General features: G+C 72.9%; 10 protein-coding genes. 7 read left to right on the top strand and 3 right to left on the bottom strand.

Annotated elements, in window-relative coordinates; all coding sequences use genetic code 11:
* Positions 1-17: 17 nt before the first annotated feature.
* Positions 18-1,538, bottom strand: a complete 1,521-nt coding sequence (locus BLP29_RS03940) for an oligosaccharide flippase family protein (protein WP_092799912.1) — start codon at positions 1,536-1,538, stop codon at positions 18-20.
* 383 nt (positions 1,539-1,921) lie between these two features.
* On the opposite strand from BLP29_RS03940, the gene BLP29_RS03935 reads away from it, so the two are divergent.
* Positions 1,922-3,463 carry a sugar transferase gene (locus BLP29_RS03935; protein ID WP_243469675.1) on the top strand — a complete coding sequence of 514 codons (1,542 nt, stop codon included), beginning with the start codon at positions 1,922-1,924 and terminating at the stop codon, positions 3,461-3,463.
* A 225-nt stretch (positions 3,464-3,688) separates the two neighbouring features.
* Here the strand turns inward: BLP29_RS03935 and BLP29_RS03930 are convergent, their stop codons facing one another.
* Entirely contained in the window at positions 3,689-4,228 is a 540-nt protein-coding gene (locus BLP29_RS03930; RefSeq protein WP_243469674.1) for an acyltransferase, read from the bottom strand.
* Between the two features lie 241 nt (positions 4,229-4,469).
* Here BLP29_RS03930 and BLP29_RS20910 point away from each other — a divergent pair, with 241 nt between their 5' ends.
* A complete protein-coding gene (locus tag BLP29_RS20910; RefSeq protein WP_165839266.1) occupies positions 4,470-4,628 on the top strand; it encodes a hypothetical protein in 159 nt (52 codons plus the stop codon).
* Positions 4,629-4,706: 78 nt separating this feature from the next.
* Here the strand turns inward: BLP29_RS20910 and BLP29_RS03925 are convergent, their stop codons facing one another.
* Entirely contained in the window at positions 4,707-5,846 is a 1,140-nt protein-coding gene (locus BLP29_RS03925) for an LCP family protein (RefSeq protein WP_243469673.1), read from the bottom strand.
* Between the two features lie 513 nt (positions 5,847-6,359).
* Between BLP29_RS03925 and BLP29_RS03920 the strand changes: the two genes are divergently transcribed.
* The 5 genes from BLP29_RS03920 (at position 6,360) to BLP29_RS03900 (ending at position 16,452) form a co-directional block, all read left to right on the top strand.
* The gene (locus tag BLP29_RS03920; RefSeq protein WP_424321706.1) at positions 6,360-7,715 is read left to right on the top strand and encodes a sugar transferase; all 1,356 of its coding nucleotides are present in this window, start codon (positions 6,360-6,362) and stop codon (positions 7,713-7,715) included.
* Between the two features lie 135 nt (positions 7,716-7,850).
* Positions 7,851-9,068: a DUF1972 domain-containing protein gene (locus BLP29_RS03915; RefSeq protein ID WP_092799908.1), complete on the top strand. Its 1,218-nt coding sequence runs from the start codon at positions 7,851-7,853 to the stop codon at positions 9,066-9,068.
* Positions 9,065-9,850: a CDP-alcohol phosphatidyltransferase family protein gene (locus BLP29_RS03910; protein WP_207798281.1), complete on the top strand. Its 786-nt coding sequence runs from the start codon at positions 9,065-9,067 to the stop codon at positions 9,848-9,850. The genes BLP29_RS03915 and BLP29_RS03910 overlap by 4 nt, the downstream gene beginning before the upstream one ends.
* Positions 9,847-10,488 (top strand): hypothetical protein, encoded by a 642-nt coding sequence (locus tag BLP29_RS03905; RefSeq protein WP_092799906.1) that lies wholly within the window; start codon positions 9,847-9,849, stop codon positions 10,486-10,488. Before BLP29_RS03910 ends, BLP29_RS03905 begins: the two co-directional genes overlap by 4 nt.
* Before the next feature lie 231 nt (positions 10,489-10,719).
* Positions 10,720-16,452, top strand: a complete 5,733-nt coding sequence (locus BLP29_RS03900; protein ID WP_092799904.1) for a PKD domain-containing protein — start codon at positions 10,720-10,722, stop codon at positions 16,450-16,452.
* Positions 16,453-16,574 lie beyond the last annotated feature (122 nt).

The following is a 16,574-nucleotide window of genomic DNA, read 5'->3' as shown; positions in this document are numbered from 1 at the left end:
TCCTCGGGTGGGGCCGGTCACGGAGCGAGCACCCGGACGGCGCGACCGGCCGGACCGGGCAGGGCCTCGGCCAGCCAGTGCAGGTCATCGGCGGCGAAGACCCGCGCCAGCCGGACGCCGACCGCGGCGACGACGAGGAAGACGGCGCCGGCGCAGACGTCCCCCAGGAGGCCGTCGACCTCCGCGCGCACCAGCACCGCCGCTGCGGCCGCCGCAGCGGCGACGCCCACCGCAGCCGCGAGGCGCCACGGGGCCAGGTGCAGCGCGACGCCCTGGCGCAGGGTGTACCCGAGGATCAGCACCGCGCCGACCGTCTGGGCGACGAAGGTGGTGATGACGGCGCCGGCCAACGAGAACGGCGGGATGAGCACGAGGGCGAGGACGACGTCGGTGACCGCCGCGATGCCGCCGCACCACAGCACGGGCCGGAGCCGGCCGATGCCGGTCCACAGCGTGGTGCACACCTGGCCCAGCGGGACGACGAGCAGCATGAGCGCCAGGTAGCGCACGATCTCGGCGGCCTGGGTGAACTCGGCGCCGTAGGCGGTGCGGACGAGGCCGGGCCCGACGGCGAAGGTGGCGGCACTGAGCAGCACGCCGAGCGTGCAGACCACCCGCGCGGTGCGGCCCATGACGGCGGTGACGGTCTCGGGGTCCTGCACCCAGCGGGCAGCGATCGCCGGCAGCGACGCCCCGATCAGGGTGCTGGTGAGCACGACCGGGATGGTGATGACGTTGGCCGCGACGGAGAACATGGCGACGGTGGGACCGTCGTGGAACTGGTCGAGGAACACCAGCTCGATGCGGCGCTGGATGATCTGGCTGATCAGCATCGACCCGGAGAACGCCAGCCAGGTGGTGACCACGGGCCGCCAGTCCGGCCGGCCCGCCGGTCGGCGGGGGAGCCGGGGGAGCGAGCGGTCCAGGTGCGCGAGGGTGATGAGCAGACCGACCGCGACCACCAGCTGGGCGGCGAAGACGCCCTCGATGCCCCAGCCGAGGTAGATCGCCGCGATGGAGGCGAGCGGGCCGACGGCCTGGGCGACCAGGCGCCGTCGGGAGGTGCGGGTCCAGCCCCGGTGCGCGATGTCGCGCACGGTGCGGGACCAGCCCACGGCGTCCACCAGCGCGGTCGCGGCGGCCAGGAACCACAGCAACCGGTACTCGTCGCGGAAGACGCCGATGCCGGCCATGAGCCCCGCGGCCAGCAGCCCACCGGTCAGGTGCGCAGAACCAGACCAGCGTGCCAGCCATGCCAGCCGGTCGTCGTCCTTCGCACCCACTGCGGTGGCGAGCAGCTGGATGCTGGCGCTCGTGAAGGAGAAGATCAGCACCGACACCAGGAGGGACGCCACGTAGGCGATCACGCTCTGCTCGCCGAGCACGGCCGCCCCGAGCTCGCGGCTGATGACGATCGACAGCGCCAGCGTGCTGCCCATCGGCAGCACGGTCGCCGCGGCGTTCCACAGCCCCCCCGAGACGGTGCCTCGGCGGGCGGTCACCTCGACCACGGGGTCGGGCGGGGGCTGGTCGGGCACGGGCTCCTCCGGCTGGGATCGGCGGACGAGCGTGCCGCGGCGGTCTGCAACGTTCGAGGGTAGAGGGCTGGGCCGAGTGGGCCCGTGCCCGGCGGGCGGCCTCCCTGGCCGTGCGGTGTGACGCGATTCACGAACGAGGCCGACTCGGATCGGTGCGATGAACGACCGGTGACCACAACGGGGTGGTTGTCACGCTGAGTAGGCGGACCGCCACGTTGGGGGAGACGGCGCCCGCATCGATCCAGGTTGAGCCGTCGATCACCACTTCTCGGGTGACGCAGCGTGACATCGGTCGATACTGTTCACCTGAACCAGCGTCCAACGGCGGACGGCAGACACCACGGAAGAGCCACGGGGGCTCTGTGCGGGGGACACCGAACGACGTGATCGACACGACTGAGCTGAGTGCTGCGGCGCGAGCGCCGCACACCGGGCCGACACGACCGCTGCGGGCCCGTCGACGGCCGTTCGCCACCCGCCTGCGCGGGAAGGGCACGGACGCCCGCCGAGCGTGGCGCGGCGAGTACCGGCGCCGGATCGCCCTCACCGACCTCGTGGCCGCCACGCTGGCTACTGCCGTGAGCTACTGGTTCCACTTCGGGGACGACGCCCCGATCGATGGCGTGCCGCAGTCGGCGGCGCGCTTCCTGGCGTTCGCGATGCCGCTGGGCTGGGTCGCCCTGATGTTCGCCGCGCGCAGCTACGAGGAGCGCTACCTCTGGATCGGTCCGGAGGAGTACCGCCGCGTGGGTCGGGCAACACTGGCGCTGCTCGGTGGCGTGGCGTTCGTGTCCTGGGCGCTCAAGCTCGACCTGGCCCGCGGCTTCACCATGACGGCCATCCCGATGGCCGCCGTGCTGACCCTGGTCGGCCGATGGGTGCACCGCACGGTGCTGCACCACCAGCGCGCCGCCGGGCGGCACACCCAGACCACCGTCATCGTCGGGCACCGCAACGCTGTGGCCCATCTGCACAGGCAGATCGAGCGCGAGGCCCACCACGGCTACCGCGTCATCGGCTGCGTGCTGCCCCCCGGTCAAGGCGTCGACGAGTCGCAGGACGAGTTCGACGGCCTGCCTGTGCTCGGTGACATGACCCAGGTCGCCGAGGTCGTGCAGAGGTACGAGGTCGACACCGTCGCCGTGCTGCCCTCGCCCGAGCTCGACGGCCCGCACCTGCGCCGGCTGGGCTGGGAGCTCGAGGCAACCCGCGCCGAGCTCCTGCTTGCCCCCGCTGTCACCGAGATCGTGGGCACTCGAGTGGCGATCCGTCCGGTCGCCGGGCTGCCGTTGCTCCACATGGACAGCCCTGAGTTCAGCGGCCCGCGCCGCTGGGCCAAGTCAGCTTTCGACCGCACCGTCGCCGGGCTGCTGGTGCTCCTGACCGCGCCGGTCCTGGTGGCCATCGCGATCGCCGTGAAGGTGACGAGCCCGGGTCCGGTCTTCTACCGGCACCAGCGCATCGGCATGGACGGCGAACCGTTCGACGTGCTCAAGTTCCGCAGCATGCGGCCCGGTTCCGACCGGGAGGTCGACCACCTGTTCGCCACGTCCAACCAGGGCAACGACGTGCAGTTCAAGATGAAGCAGGACCCCCGCATCACCGGGGTCGGCGCGGTGCTGCGCCGTTACTCGCTCGACGAACTGCCCCAGCTCTTCAACGTCATCGGCGGCAGCATGTCGCTGGTCGGCCCGCGGCCGCACGTGACCCGCGAGGTCGAGCAGTACGGCGTGGACATGCGGCGCCGGCTGCTGGTGAAGCCGGGCATCACCGGGCTGTGGCAGATCAGCGGTCGCTCGGACCTGTCGTGGGACGAGTCGGTGCGCATCGACGTGCGCTACGTCGAGAACTGGTCGCTGTCGTTCGACTTCATGATCCTGGCCAAGACCTTCGGTGCCGTCGTCAGGGGCTCCGGGGCGTACTGACGCCACTGCGCGCGTTCGTTCAGTGACACGCCGTCACGCATCCCCCCATCGTGGGGCGCAGAGCGGTATTCCTGTGCCCGTGACGTGGTGGGTGGTGGCCGGGCTGGTCGGATGGTGCGCGAGTGCACCCGTGGTCGCGGTGTCGACCGGTCGCCTGCTGGCCCGCCGATCACCCGGGACCGCGGTCGAGGACCTCGTCCGCGTGCCCGACGCCTGGGTCGCTGATCAGCTGGACGCCGCGGGGACCTGAACCTCCCGGTCGACGAGGTCGCGCTTGCGCCGGGCCGGTGCTCCGGCGTAGAGGCCGTGCGGCTCGCAGTCGGCGGTGACGACCGACCCGGCTGCGATGACGCAACCAGCACCGATGGACACCCCGGGCAGCACGATGACCCCAGCGCCCAACCAGGACCCGTCGCCGATGGTGATCGGCCGCTCCTGCAGCTCGCCGGCGCGGCGGGCCGCGGGCCCCAGCTCATGGGTGGTGGTGAGCAGCCTGCAGTGCGCCGCGACGGACACCTCGCGGCCGATGTGCACGCCGGCATGGTCCTCGAAGTAGCTGTACCGGTTGATCCGGGTGCCGTCGCCCACGGTCGTGTTGCGGGTGACGAAACGGACCCGGTCCTTGACGTCCACCGACGGGGCCAGGTCGAGGCCGGCGGCGACGAGGACCCGGCGCCGGGCGACGACCGGCCAGATCGGCGACATCGAGACGTCGGCCAGGAACTTGCCGGCCAGTCGTCGTGCGCCAGCGGGGGTGAAGTGCAAGGGGTTCCCAACGGTCGGCCGGGCAGAGCACCAGCGGGTGGGTACCGAGGTGGGGCACCCACCTGGTCGAGCGTGCCACCGTGACCGGCGCCACTCGTCGTCACGGGGTCGTCACCGCGCTGGTGCCCGACGGTGCGTCGCTCCGCGGGCTCGCCCTGGTGGTCGGACGCGACCGGTTCTCGCGGATCGACCTCGCTCTCGGCTCCAGTCCGAGCACGACGGTGCCGATACCGGGGGGACCATGGACACCACCGTCGTCACCCTGATCCCGGCGCTGCTGGCCCCGCTGGCTGCCGCCGTTCCCGCGTTCCCTGCGCACGGGCGCGTCGCGACGTCCGGGACCACCGCTGCGCTGATGAGCCGCACGGTCCCGACCAGGGCCCGTCGACGGGCGATCTGACACCGCGCAGCCGGTGCCGTCGTCCAGGGTGGGTCGTCGTCGCGGTCCGTGCAGCCGAGCGCGGTCTGGTCCGGCGGCTCAGCGAGGAGTGGTCGGCAGCGCCTGGTCGGCGAACTCGTCGGCGTTCTGCCCCAGCGAGTCCGTGTCCAGGTAGCCCCACATGCGGGCCCCGGTGACGGAGTCCAGGTAGACCACGCTGGCTGCGCCCTCGCGGCCGGTGCCCAGGACCGGTGCGGTGAAGAAGTCGACGTCGGCAGGCGTGACGTCGCGGGCCGACCAGGCCATCGAGAGCAGGTCCGGCGTGCTGAGGGTGTCGTCGACCGCGATGGAGCTGGTGATGATCCGCAGCACCGAGTCGACCTGCCCCACGCTGTCGAAGGTGCCAGCGGCGAAGAGCTTGCCGAACATGGAGCGCAGGTAGTTCTGCTGCCGCTTCACCCGGTCGAAGTCCCCGCCGGGGAGGTCGTAGCGCTGACCGACGTACCAGCGGGCCATGTCGCCGTCGAGGTGGTTGAGCCCGGCGGTGAACGTGTACGGCCCGTTGGTGGTGGTCTCGGCCACCTGGACGTCGACCCCGCCGAGCTGGTCGGTCATCGAGATCAGCTGGTCGAAGCTGATGGCGGCGAAGTGGTCGATCCGCACCCCGGTCAGGTTCTCCACCGTCTGGATCAGCAGGCTCGGGCCACCGTAGGAGTAAGCGGCGTTGATCTTGTCCTTGCCGTGCCCGGGGACGTCGACCCAGGAGTCGCGGGGGATCGAGACGAACTGCACGTGCCGCCGGTCACCCGACAGCCGGGCGATCATGATCGCGTCGGAGCGCGCATCGGGCAGTTGCCCGTCGACCACGTCGGCGCGGGTGTCGGAGCCGACCAGCAGGAACGTCACGGGGTCTGCGGACGTGGACGTCGCCGGACTGGCCGGGGCGGGGCGGTCGCCCTCGTCGAGTCCGGCGAAGACGTCCTGCACCCGGTCGACGTTGCCGCCGTAGCGGTCGGCCAGGAACCAGGCGCCGCCGCCGACCAGCAGGGCGAGCACGAGGCCGATGACGCCGAGGGACACCAGCGCCGTGCGCAGGGCTCGCCGACGCCGACGCGCGGGGATGCCGGCTTCGCTGGTCGCCTCGTCCGCGACCTCCTGCCGGCGGTCGTCACCCGGCCCGTCCGAGGGGGCACCCTGCGGGTCGTCCGCGGAGCTGTCCGCCGGGTCGTCGTCGCGCACTGTTCGGTCCCCTGTCTGGTGGTCGTGCTGAGGGTAGGGCGGTTCGTCCCTGCCCCGCGGTGGGCGGGCGACCTCGTCACCCAGTGGGGTCACGAAGGTCGATCGTCCAGGCACTCACCCGTCGATGGTCGAACGACTACACCGAGTAGTCGTTCATCTCCGCGTCACCGTCTGCTCGTCCGGGCGTCGGATGACACGAACAGGTGGACCGCGCGTGAACCTCTTGCCTGTTCGGTCACCCACCGTCACTGTATGCCGGGGAACGCAGCCGACCCTCCCGGCCAGAGCACCGGGAACGGTCAACGGCGCGAGCGGACGACTACATCGAGTGAGGGGGCGCGGGTGTACGTGCGGCGAGGGGAGGCCATGGTGCCGGACCACGTGAGCAGCGTGGCGGTGACTCAACGCAGCCTCCGTGCGCCTCGTGCGAGTGCTCCCGCCGCCGTCCCGGAGTCCGCGCCCGGCTCCGTCCCCGTCCGGCAGGGTTCCTGGATCCGCGGCTACGTGGGCGCGTTGGTCGCTGCCGACGCCGTGCTCGGGGCTGCCGCCGGGCTGATCGCGTCGTCGCGCACGTGGAGCTCGCCGCGCGACACCCTCTTCTGGGTCTGCCTGGCGCTCCCGCTGATGTGGCCCGTCGTCGTGGCGCTCGCCGGGGGGTACGCGGCCCGCGTCGCCGCGCTGGGCCGTGAGGAGCTGTCCCGGGTCCTGCGGGGGGGCATCGGCGTCCTGGCCGTCATGGGGTTCACCTCCTACGCCCTCGAGCTGGCCCTGTCCCGGGCGCTCGTGGTGGTCGTCATGCCCACGCTCGTGCTGGCATCCCTCGTCGTGCGCTACGTGGCCCGCTGGCGGCTGCGCTCGCTGCGCCGGGCAGGCCGCTGCTCGAAGCGGGTGCTGGTGGTCGGCCGCGGCCGTGCCGTGCTGGGCCTGACCGAGCGGCTCGCGGCCGATCCGGCGTCCGGGCTGGTGGTCGTGGGCGCCTGCGTCACCGATGCCGACCGGCGGCACGTCGAGGGGGTCACCGGTCTGCCGGTGGCCGGGCTGGACGGCGTCCGCGCCCTGGCCGCCGAGCTCGAGGCGGAGACCGTCGCCGTCACCAGCGCCAGCGAGACCGCCGCGGAGTACCTGCGTCGGCTGTCCTGGGACCTCGAGGGCAGCGGCATCGAGCTGCTGGTGGCCCCCGGGCTGATCGAGGTGGCCGGACCCCGGCTGCACATCCGCCCCTACGACGGCCTGCCCCTGCTGGCGGTGGAGCAGCCGAGGTTCGAGGGGTGGCGGCGGGTGGTCAAGACCGCCGTGGACCGTGGTCTGGCGCTGGCGGCCGTCGTGGTGCTCGCTCCGGTGCTGGTCGCCGTCGCGGTCGCCGTCCGGCTGGACTCCCCGGGTCCGGTCCTCTTCCGGCAGGAGAGGGTCGGCAAGGACGGCCGGACGTTCTCGATGATCAAGTTCCGCAGCATGGTCGCGGACGCCGAGGGTCAGCTGGCCGGCCTGCACGCGGCCAACGAGTTCGACGGGGTGCTGTTCAAGATCCGGCGCGACCCCCGGATCACCCGTACCGGCCGCTGGTTGCGCCGGTTGTCGCTGGACGAGCTGCCGCAGCTGTTCAACGTGCTCGGCGGCTCGATGTCCCTGGTCGGTCCCCGCCCGCCGTTGCCCGTCGAGGTGGCCCGCTACGACGGGTCGGCGACCCGGCGGCTGCTCGTCAAGCCCGGCCTGACCGGTCTGTGGCAGATCTCCGGGCGGAGCGACCTGTCGTGGGAGGAGTCCGTGCGGCTCGACCTGCGCTACGTGGAGAACTGGTCACTGGCGATGGACGCGTCGATCCTGTGGCGGACCGGGCGGGCCGTGCTGACGTCGTCGGGGGCCTACTGACCCGACGGGGTGGGTCGGTCCGCCGACGGCGCCCGCGGGGGAGGGCGTACCACCCGGGCGGGTGACCCTCGCCTCCAGAGCGGTCGCAGCCGGGTCGATGGGTCCGAGACTCAGCACTCCCGCAACGAGAACGAGATGGAGGCGACCGTGCGCATCGCACTGGTGGGCACCAGAGGTGTCCCGGCCGCGTACGGCGGATTCGAGACGGCCGTCGAGGAGGTGGGCCGTCGGCTCGCCGACTCCGGCCACGACGTCGTCGTGTACTGCCGCACCACGCCCGGCTCCGCCGACGACCGCCCGGCCACCCACCTCGGGATGCGGCTGGTGCACCTACCGGCTGCGCGCAAGCGGGCCCTGGAGACCTTGTCGCACACCGCGCTCTCGGTCGGTCACCTGGTCACCCACCGCACCGACGCCGCGTTCGTGTTCAACGCGGCCAACGCCCCGCTGCTGCCGGCACTGCGCGTCGCCCGCATCCCGGTGGCCACGCACGTCGACGGACTGGAGTGGAAGCGCACCAAGTGGAGCGGGGCCGGCCAGCGGTACTACCGCACGGCCGAGGCGCTCGCCGTCCGCTGGTCCGACGCGCTCATCGCCGACGCCCAGGGCATCGCCGACTACTACACCGAGCAGTTCGGGGCCACCACCGACCTGATCACCTACGGTGCCCCGGTCATCGACCCGCCCGCCGACCGCCTCGCCGAGCTCGGCCTCGCAGCCCGCGGCTACCACCTGGTCGTCGCGCGCTTCGAACCCGAGAACCACGTCGCCGAGATCGTCGAGGGCTACGTGGCCAGCGACGCCGACCAGCCACTGGTCGTGGTCGGTTCGGCCCCCTACTCCGACGAGTACACCGCTCGGGTGCACGGCCTGGCCGACGGCCGCGTCCGGTTCCTCGGCGGCGTCTGGGACCAGGACCTGCTCGACGTCCTGTACGCACACGCCACCACCTACCTGCACGGGCACTCCGTGGGCGGCACCAACCCGTCGCTGCTGCGCGCACTGGGCGCCGGCGCGACCGTGCTCGCGCACGACGTCTCCTTCAACCGCGAGGTCCTCGGTGTCGCGGGCCGGTTCTTCGCCGCGCCGGCTGACCTGCCGGCCCTGCTGGCCCGTGCCGAGGACGACCCGGCCAACGCCCGCAAGCGCGGGGCGCAGGCGCGCGAGCGCGCCGGCGCCTACGACTGGGACGACGTCGCCGCCCGCTACGCCGACCTCGCGCACCGGCTGGCGACCCGCCAGTTCCCGCGCCGTCGTCCGGCAGGGCGCAGGGCCGGTCCCTCGGGGCCCGTCGCCACCGGCACCCGACACCCCGACGGTGACGGCCCCGCCTCTCTGCGGTCGGTCGCGTGAGCGCCGCGCTGAGCCCCGCCCGCCGCCCCGAGCCCGGGGAGACCGTCGGGGCCACGGTGCGCCGGTTGGCCGGTGCGCAGAAGGGCGCCAAGGGTGCGCCGGCCTACTCGCGGTTCGTGAACCGTCCCGTCGGCCGGGTGCTGGCAGCGCTGGCCTTCCACCGCGGGCTCACGCCCGACGCCGTCACCGGCCTGAGCGCGGTGTGCACCTTCACCGGCCTGGCCGTGGTCGCGCTCGCCCCGCACACCTGGCTGACCGGCGCGCTGGTCACCGCGCTGCTGGTCCTCGGGTACGCGCTGGACTCCGCTGACGGACAGCTGGCCCGGTTGCGCGGTGGCGGCTCGCCGGCGGGGGAGTGGCTGGACCACGCGGTCGACTCGACCAAGGTCGTCGCCGTCCACCTGTGCGTGCTGGTCGGGCTGTACCGCACCGGCGAGCTGGCCGTGGGTTGGCTGCTCGTGCCGCTCGGCTTCGCCGTCGTCGCCGTCACCCACTTCTCGCTGACGCTGCTCAACGAGGCACTGCGCGCCCAGCACGGCGCCCGTACCCGTGCGGCCCGCGCCGTCCCCGGCGAGCGGGCCAGCGTGCTGCGCTCGTTGCTCGTGGCACCCACCGACTACGGCGTGCTGTGCCTGGTCTTCGTCCTGCTGGGCGCCACACCGCTCTTCCTCACCGCCTACGGCCTCCTGGCCCTGGGCACCACCGCCTACCTGCTGCTGGCGCTGCCGCGCTGGCGCAACGAGATGGCGGCCCTCGGCCGTCGGGACGGGACCGCGTCATGAGCTCGCCCACCTCCACCACCCGCCGGCCCTCTCGTCGGCTCCTGGTCGTGGTCGGGGCGGTGGTCGTCGTCCTGGTCGCCGTCGCCCTGTTCCTGTCCACCCGGGGCGGCGACGGGCAGGACGATGCCGCGGCCCCCGCCACCACGGTTCCCGGGGACCCCGTCGGCTCGGAGCCCGCGCCGACGAACCCGCCCACGCCGGCGCCGACCGGACCGACGGCCGACGCGACCGACCTGCCACCGACCGCGCCCGCCGTGGGGTTGTCCGACGAGGCCGCCGTGGGGGACGGCGTCACCGGTCGACTGGTCTCGATCGAGGCCGTGCAGGGTGACGGGGAGGGCGTCGGGAACGTCGACGGCCCGTCGATCCTGGTCACCGTCGAGCTGGTCAACGGCACCGACGCCCCGGTCTCGTTCGACGCCGTGGCCGCGGAGGCGTACACCGGCGCGGCCCTCACCCCGGCCACCCTCCTCGACGACCCCCAGGCGAGCCCGTTGCGCGGGACCGTCGACCCAGGTGGGTCGGTCACCGGCAGTTACGTCTTCTACGTGCCGGAGACGGACCGCGGCGACGTGACCATCCAAGTCGGTTACCAGGCCGGTGCGCCGTACCTGGTGTGGCGGGGCTCGGTGTCCTGACCGGCCGGCCTCCGGACACGCCCCGCCCACCTGCGAGAACCCGGTACCAGCGGTATCTGGGTCATCGCCGCAGTCACGCACGGCGACGAGACGTACGCACTACCGATCCGACACGAGGGAATTCATCCGAACGAGGTCGTTTTCCCTCTGGTGCCGAGTTCAAACACCACGCAGAGTGACATCCGATGCCGGACGCCTGGGGGCTTGCCGGCCAGCGAGATCGAGAGACCCATGGGCACGACTGCACTCCCCGGCGCGTTCCGCGCTGCCGCCGCCGGCCTGCTGGCCGCGGCCCTGTCCATCGGCGTCCTCGCCGGCGCGCCGACGCCGGCCCGTGCCGACACGGCACCGGTGGCCGATGCCGCCGGCTACACCCCTCCGCAGACCGTCACTGCCGACTCCCTGCCCACGACCCAGGTCAACGGTGTCGTCTGGGACCAGGCCGTCGTCGGTGACACCGTCTACGTGGCCGGTCGGTTCAGCACCGCACGCCCGGCCGGGGCGGCCGCCGGCACGAACGAGGTGTCGCGGAACAACCTGCTGGCCTACAACCTGAGGACCGGGGTCCTGGTCTCCTCGTTCAACCCGAACCTCAACGCGCAGGCGTACAGCCTGGCCGTGAGCCCCGACAAGCGGACGCTCTACGTCGGGGGCGAGTTCACCCGGGTGGGCTCGGTGACCCGCAACCGCATCGCGGCCTTCGACGTCGCCAGCGGTTCGCTGACCTCGTTCGCGCCGAGCGTGTCCGGCGTCGTCAAGGCCCTCGGCGTCACCGACTCCGCGGTCTACCTCGGTGGCACCGTCAGCGCGGTCGGCGGGGTCAGCCGTACGCGGCTCGCCGCCGTCACCCCCGCAGGCGCGCTGCTGGGCTGGGCCCCCGTGCCCGGCGTCGGCCCGACCTCGGGCAACCGGCTGCCCCCCGAGCTGGGTGGCAACACCCGCAACTCGCAGACCTCCAACGAGGTGAAGTCGCTGGTCATCACCAACGGCGGCAGCCAGGTCGTGGTCTCGGGCCACTTCTACACGCTCAACGGCCAGGCGGCCTCCGGCGTGGGCGCCCTCGACGCGACCACCGGCGCGACCAACCCGTTCGAGATGGGCACCCTGATCACGAACCAGGGCGTCAACTCGGCCATCTACAGCCTGTCCACCGACGCCGCCGGATCGACCGTCTACGGCACCGGCTACGACTACTACGGCCCGGGCAACCTCGAGGGCTCGTTCGCGGCCACCGCGACCGGCGGCACGCTGCAGTGGGTCAACAGCTGCCTGGGTGACACCTACTCCAGCGTCCCGTTCAACGGGGCGCTGTACATGGCCGGGCACCCGCACAACTGCGACTTCATCAGCGGCTTCCCGGAGCAGGACCCGCGGGTCAGCAAGTACGCGACCGCGGTGTCGCTGACCCCGCAGGGCACCAACCGGTACAACGGCTGGGGCGGCCGTCCGGCACCCCAGGAGCTGCACTGGTTCCCCGACGTGAACGTCGGCTCGATCACCGGCGCCTACCAGGCCGGCTGGGACATCACCGCCAGCGGTGACTACCTGCTCTACGGCGGTGAGTTCACCCGGGCCGGCGGCACCGGCCAGCAGGGCCTGGTGCGCTACGCGATGCCGAACGTCGCCCCGAAGAAGGTCGGCCCGGTCTCCGACGCCGGTATCACCCCGACCGCCCTCTCGGTGGCCGCGGGCTCGGTGCGCGTCACCTGGACCTCCGCGTACGACAACGACAACGCGAACCTGACCTACCGGGTCTTCCGTTCCGACAAGCCGAGCACCCCGGTCTTCGAGACCACCGCCGCCTCGGTCTGGTGGAACCGGCCCACGCTGGGCTTCGTCGACCGCAACGTCACCGCCGGCACCAGCTACACCTACCGCGTGACCGTCGTCGACCCCGACGGCAACAGCGTCACCCGCGGCAGCGCCACGGTGCGGGCCTCCTCGGCGACCCTGCCGGCCTACTCGCAGCGCGTGCTCGCCGACGGCGCCACCGGCTACTGGCCGCTGGAGTCGGTCAACGGCACCACCAGCTACGACTACGTCGGGCTCAACGACGTCGTCACCGCCGGTGGGTTGACCCAGTCCGACGGCTCGCCGACCACGACCACGTCGCTGACCGGCGACGGCACCGGCGCGGCGCGCGGCACCATGGGCGGGTCCGGCGCGGCACAGCAGGCGCCGAACACGTTCAGCCTCGAGCTGTGGTTCAGCACCACCTCGCCGTCGGGTCGCCTCGCCGGTTTCGGTGACCGCGCGACCGGTGAGAACGACAACTACGACCGCCACATCTACCTCGACGGCAGCGGCCACCTGGTGTTCGGCATCTGGACCGGCCGCGCCGAGACCATCCGGACGACCCAGGCGGTCAACGACGGCCAGTGGCACCACGTCGTCGCCGAGATGTCCCCGGAGGGCCAGACCCTCTACGTGGACGGCGTCAAGGTCGGCACCGACCGTCGCGTCACCGTGGGGCAGGACTACCGCGGCTTCTGGCAGCTGGGCACCGGCCGTGGCTGGGCCGACCGGCTGGAGTTCAGCGGCCAGCTGGCCCAGGCCGCCGTCTACCCGACCGCGCTGACCACCGCGCAGGTCCGTGACCACTACACCGCCACCGGTCGCACGCTGACCACGGCGCCGGCTCCGTCCGACGCCTACGGTGCTGCGGTCGTCGCCGACGAGCCCAGCCTGTTCTGGCGGCTCGGCGAGTCCGGCGGCCAGGACAGCGCCGCCGACCTGTCCGGCAACGGCAACAGCGGCTCCTACCGCGGCGACGTCGTCCGCGGCCAGGCCGGCGTGCCGCTGGTCGGCGTCACCGGCGGCACCGCCGCCGACCTGGACAACCGGTTCGGCTACGTCGTGGCGAACAACCGGTCGGAGAACCCGACCACGTTCTCCGTCGAGTCGTGGTTCAGCACCACCTCCACCCAGGGCGGCCGGATCGTCGGGTTCGGCAGCACGCAGGACCAGTGGAGCAACAACTACGACCGGTTCGTCTACATGTTCAGCGACGGCCGCCTGCGCTTCGGCGTCTGGGGCCCCGGTGAGCAGGTCATCGACACCCCGCGCGCCTACAACGACGGCGACTGGCACCAGGTCGTGGCCACCTTCGGCGCGGGCGGCATGGCGCTCTACGTCGACGGCCAGCTGGTGGGTTCCGGCCCGGGCAGCTCGGTCGACGCCTACGACGGCTACTGGCGGGTGGGCAGCGACAACATGTGGGGCGGGGCCAACACCCAGTCCCTCGACGGCCTCGTCGACGAGTTCTCCGTCTTCGACAAGGTGCTGACCCCGGCCCAGGTCTCGGCGCACTGGACCGCCGCGGGCCAGGCCTCCCCGACTCCGTCCAAGCCGGCCGACGCCTACGGCGCCGCCGTCTACGACTCCGTCCCGCGGCTGTTCTGGCGGATGGACGACGCGACCGGCTCCACCACGGCTGCCGCCGCGGCACCGGGCGGCGGCCGGGGCACCTACACCGGCGGCCCGACCCTCGCCGTCGCCGGCCCGCCGCTGGTGGGCACCACGGCCAACACCGCGGTGACCTTCGACGGCGTCGACGACGGGCTGTACTCCCGCACGCAGGTCAACAACCCGCTCGTCTTCTCGACCGAGCTGTGGTTCCAGACGACCACCACGCGCGGTGGGAAGCTGATCGGTTTCGGCACCAACCAATCCGGGGGCAGCGGCGGCTACGACCGCCACGTCTACCTCGAGCCCTCGGGTCAGCTGACCTTCGGCACGTGGACCGGCCAGACGAACACGATCACCAGCCCGGCCGCCTACAACGACGGCAAGTGGCACCAGGTCACCGCGACCATGGGCCCCGACGGGATGGCGCTCTACGTCGACGGCAACCTGGTCGGCACCAACCCGAACACCGGTGCGCAGGACTACGCCGGCTACTGGCGGGTCGGCGGCGACAACAGCTGGTCCGGCGACCCCTACGTCGCGGCGACCATCGACGAGGCCGCGGTCTACGACCGGGCCCTCCCGGCCACCGAGGTCGCGGCGCACTTCCGCGCCTCCGGTCTCGGCCCGGACGCCACCCCGGTGTCCCGGTTCACCGCGACCGCCGACGGCATGGAGGTCACCTTCGACGGCTCGACGTCCTCGGACGTCGAGGGCCCCATCGCGGGCTACTCGTGGGACTTCGGCGACGGCAGCACCTCGACCGGCACCCCGGTCAGCCACCGCTACGAGACCGCCGGCGACCACGAGGTCACGCTGACCGTCACCGACTCGAAGGGCCAGACCTCCACGTCGACCCAGACGGTCACCACGACGGCCCCGCCGCCGAACCGCGCCCCCACGGCCGCCTTCACGGCGACCGCGACGGGGCTCGGGCTGGCCGTGGACGGCACCGGCTCCACCGACAGCGACGGCACCGTGGCGTCCTGGACGTGGGAGTTCGGCGACGGCACCACGCAGGTCGGGCGGACCGCCACGCACACCTACGCCTCCCCGGGGACCTACCCGGTGCGGCTGACGGTGGCCGACGACGACGGCGCGACCGCGTCGACGACGCAGTCGGTGACCGTGGTGACGCCGAACCAGGCGCCCACCGCGGTGATCGGTCAGCCCACCGCGGCCGACCTGGTCGTGACCCTCGACGGCCGCGGCTCCTCGGACGCCGACGGCACCGTCGCGGTGTACGCCTGGGAGTTCGGGGACGGCTCCACCGGCACGGGTGCGCAGACCTCGCACACCTACACCGCCGGGGGCACCTACACCGTGCGGCTGACCGTCACCGACGACGACGGCGCGACCGGCACCACGACGACGGACGTCACCGTGGCCCCGGCCCCGCCGGCGAACGTCGCGCCGACCGCGGGCCTCACGGCCACGACGAGCGACCGAACGGTCAGCGTGGACGGCTCCAGCTCCACCGACACCGACGGCCGGGTCGTCTCCTGGGCGTGGAACTTCGGCGACGGGGCCACCGCCACCGGGGCGACGGCGACGCACGCCTACGCCACGGCGGGCACCTACACGGTGACCCTCACCGTGACCGACGACAAGGGTGCGACGGCGACGGCCACCCGCGACGTGACCGCCACCGACCCGCCGAACCGGGCACCGTCGGCCGGCGTCACCGTCTCGGGAAGTGCCCTGACGGTGGCCGTCGACGGCCGGTCGTCCTCCGACCCCGACGGCACCGTCGCCTCCTGGGCGTGGTCCTTCGGCGACGGCGGCACGGCGACCGGGTCGCAGGCGTCGCACACCTACGCGACGCCGGGCACCTACACCGTGACGCTCACGGTGACCGACGACGGCGGGGCCACCGGCTCCACCACCCGCGAGGTCACCGTGGCCCCGGCCTCGCCGACCGTGCGGGCGTCGGACGCCTTCGGTCGCACGGTGAACGGGGGCCTCGGCAACGCCGACCTCGGCGGGACGTGGGTCGCCACCTACGGTGCGGCCCGCCTCTCGGTGACGCCGGGCACGGCCCAGCTGGCGATGACCAGCCCGACCAACCAGACCGGCGCCTACCTGCAGGGCGTGTCCTCCACCGCGGTGGACGTGCGGACCTCGGTCTCCCTGTCCGGCGCCGTCACCGGCGGCGGGACGACGGTCTACGTCGCCGGCCGCCGGGTCGGGCTGAACCAGGAGTACCGCCTGCGGCTGCGCTACCAGGCCAACGGCGCCGTCGGCCTCGCGGTCACCCGGTTGGCGGGCTCGGCCTCGGAGACCGTGCTGGGCAGCGAAGTGACGCTGCCGGGTCGGTACACCGCCGGCCAGGTCCTCCAGGTGTCCCTCCGGGTCACCGGGACGGGCACGACGACCATCAGCGGGTCGGTCTGGGCCGACGGCGACGCCGCCCCGACCGCACCGATGATCAGTCGGACCGACACCACCGCCTCGCTGCAGGCGGCCGGCTCGGTGGGCCTCACGGCCTACCTGTCCGGGTCGGCGACCAGCGGCACCGTGGCCCGCTTCGGTGCCCTGACCGTCACCGACGTGCCGTGACCTGAGCAGGACAGCAGGACGGACGGGCCGCACCGCCACCCGGTGGTGCGGCCCGTCCGCCGTCCGGCCCCGTCACCACGGGTGACCGGGCACCGGGTGCATCCGTGCAGGACTCACCCGGA

This window comes from Klenkia marina (assembly GCF_900101025.1).
In the GTDB taxonomy this organism is placed as follows: Bacteria; Actinomycetota; Actinomycetes; order Mycobacteriales; family Geodermatophilaceae; genus Klenkia; species Klenkia marina.
This window is presented reverse-complemented; position numbering and strand designations above follow the sequence as displayed.

Coding starts and splice junctions, on each gene's coding strand:
- BLP29_RS03915 (WP_092799908.1), top strand. CDS start 7,851: ATGGAGGCGACCGTGCGCATCGCACTGGTGGGCACCAGAGGTGTCCCG.
- BLP29_RS20910 (WP_165839266.1), top strand. CDS start 4,470: ATGGACACCACCGTCGTCACCCTGATCCCGGCGCTGCTGGCCCCGCTG.
- BLP29_RS03905 (WP_092799906.1), top strand. CDS start 9,847: ATGAGCTCGCCCACCTCCACCACCCGCCGGCCCTCTCGTCGGCTCCTG.
- BLP29_RS03900 (WP_092799904.1), top strand. CDS start 10,720: ATGGGCACGACTGCACTCCCCGGCGCGTTCCGCGCTGCCGCCGCCGGC.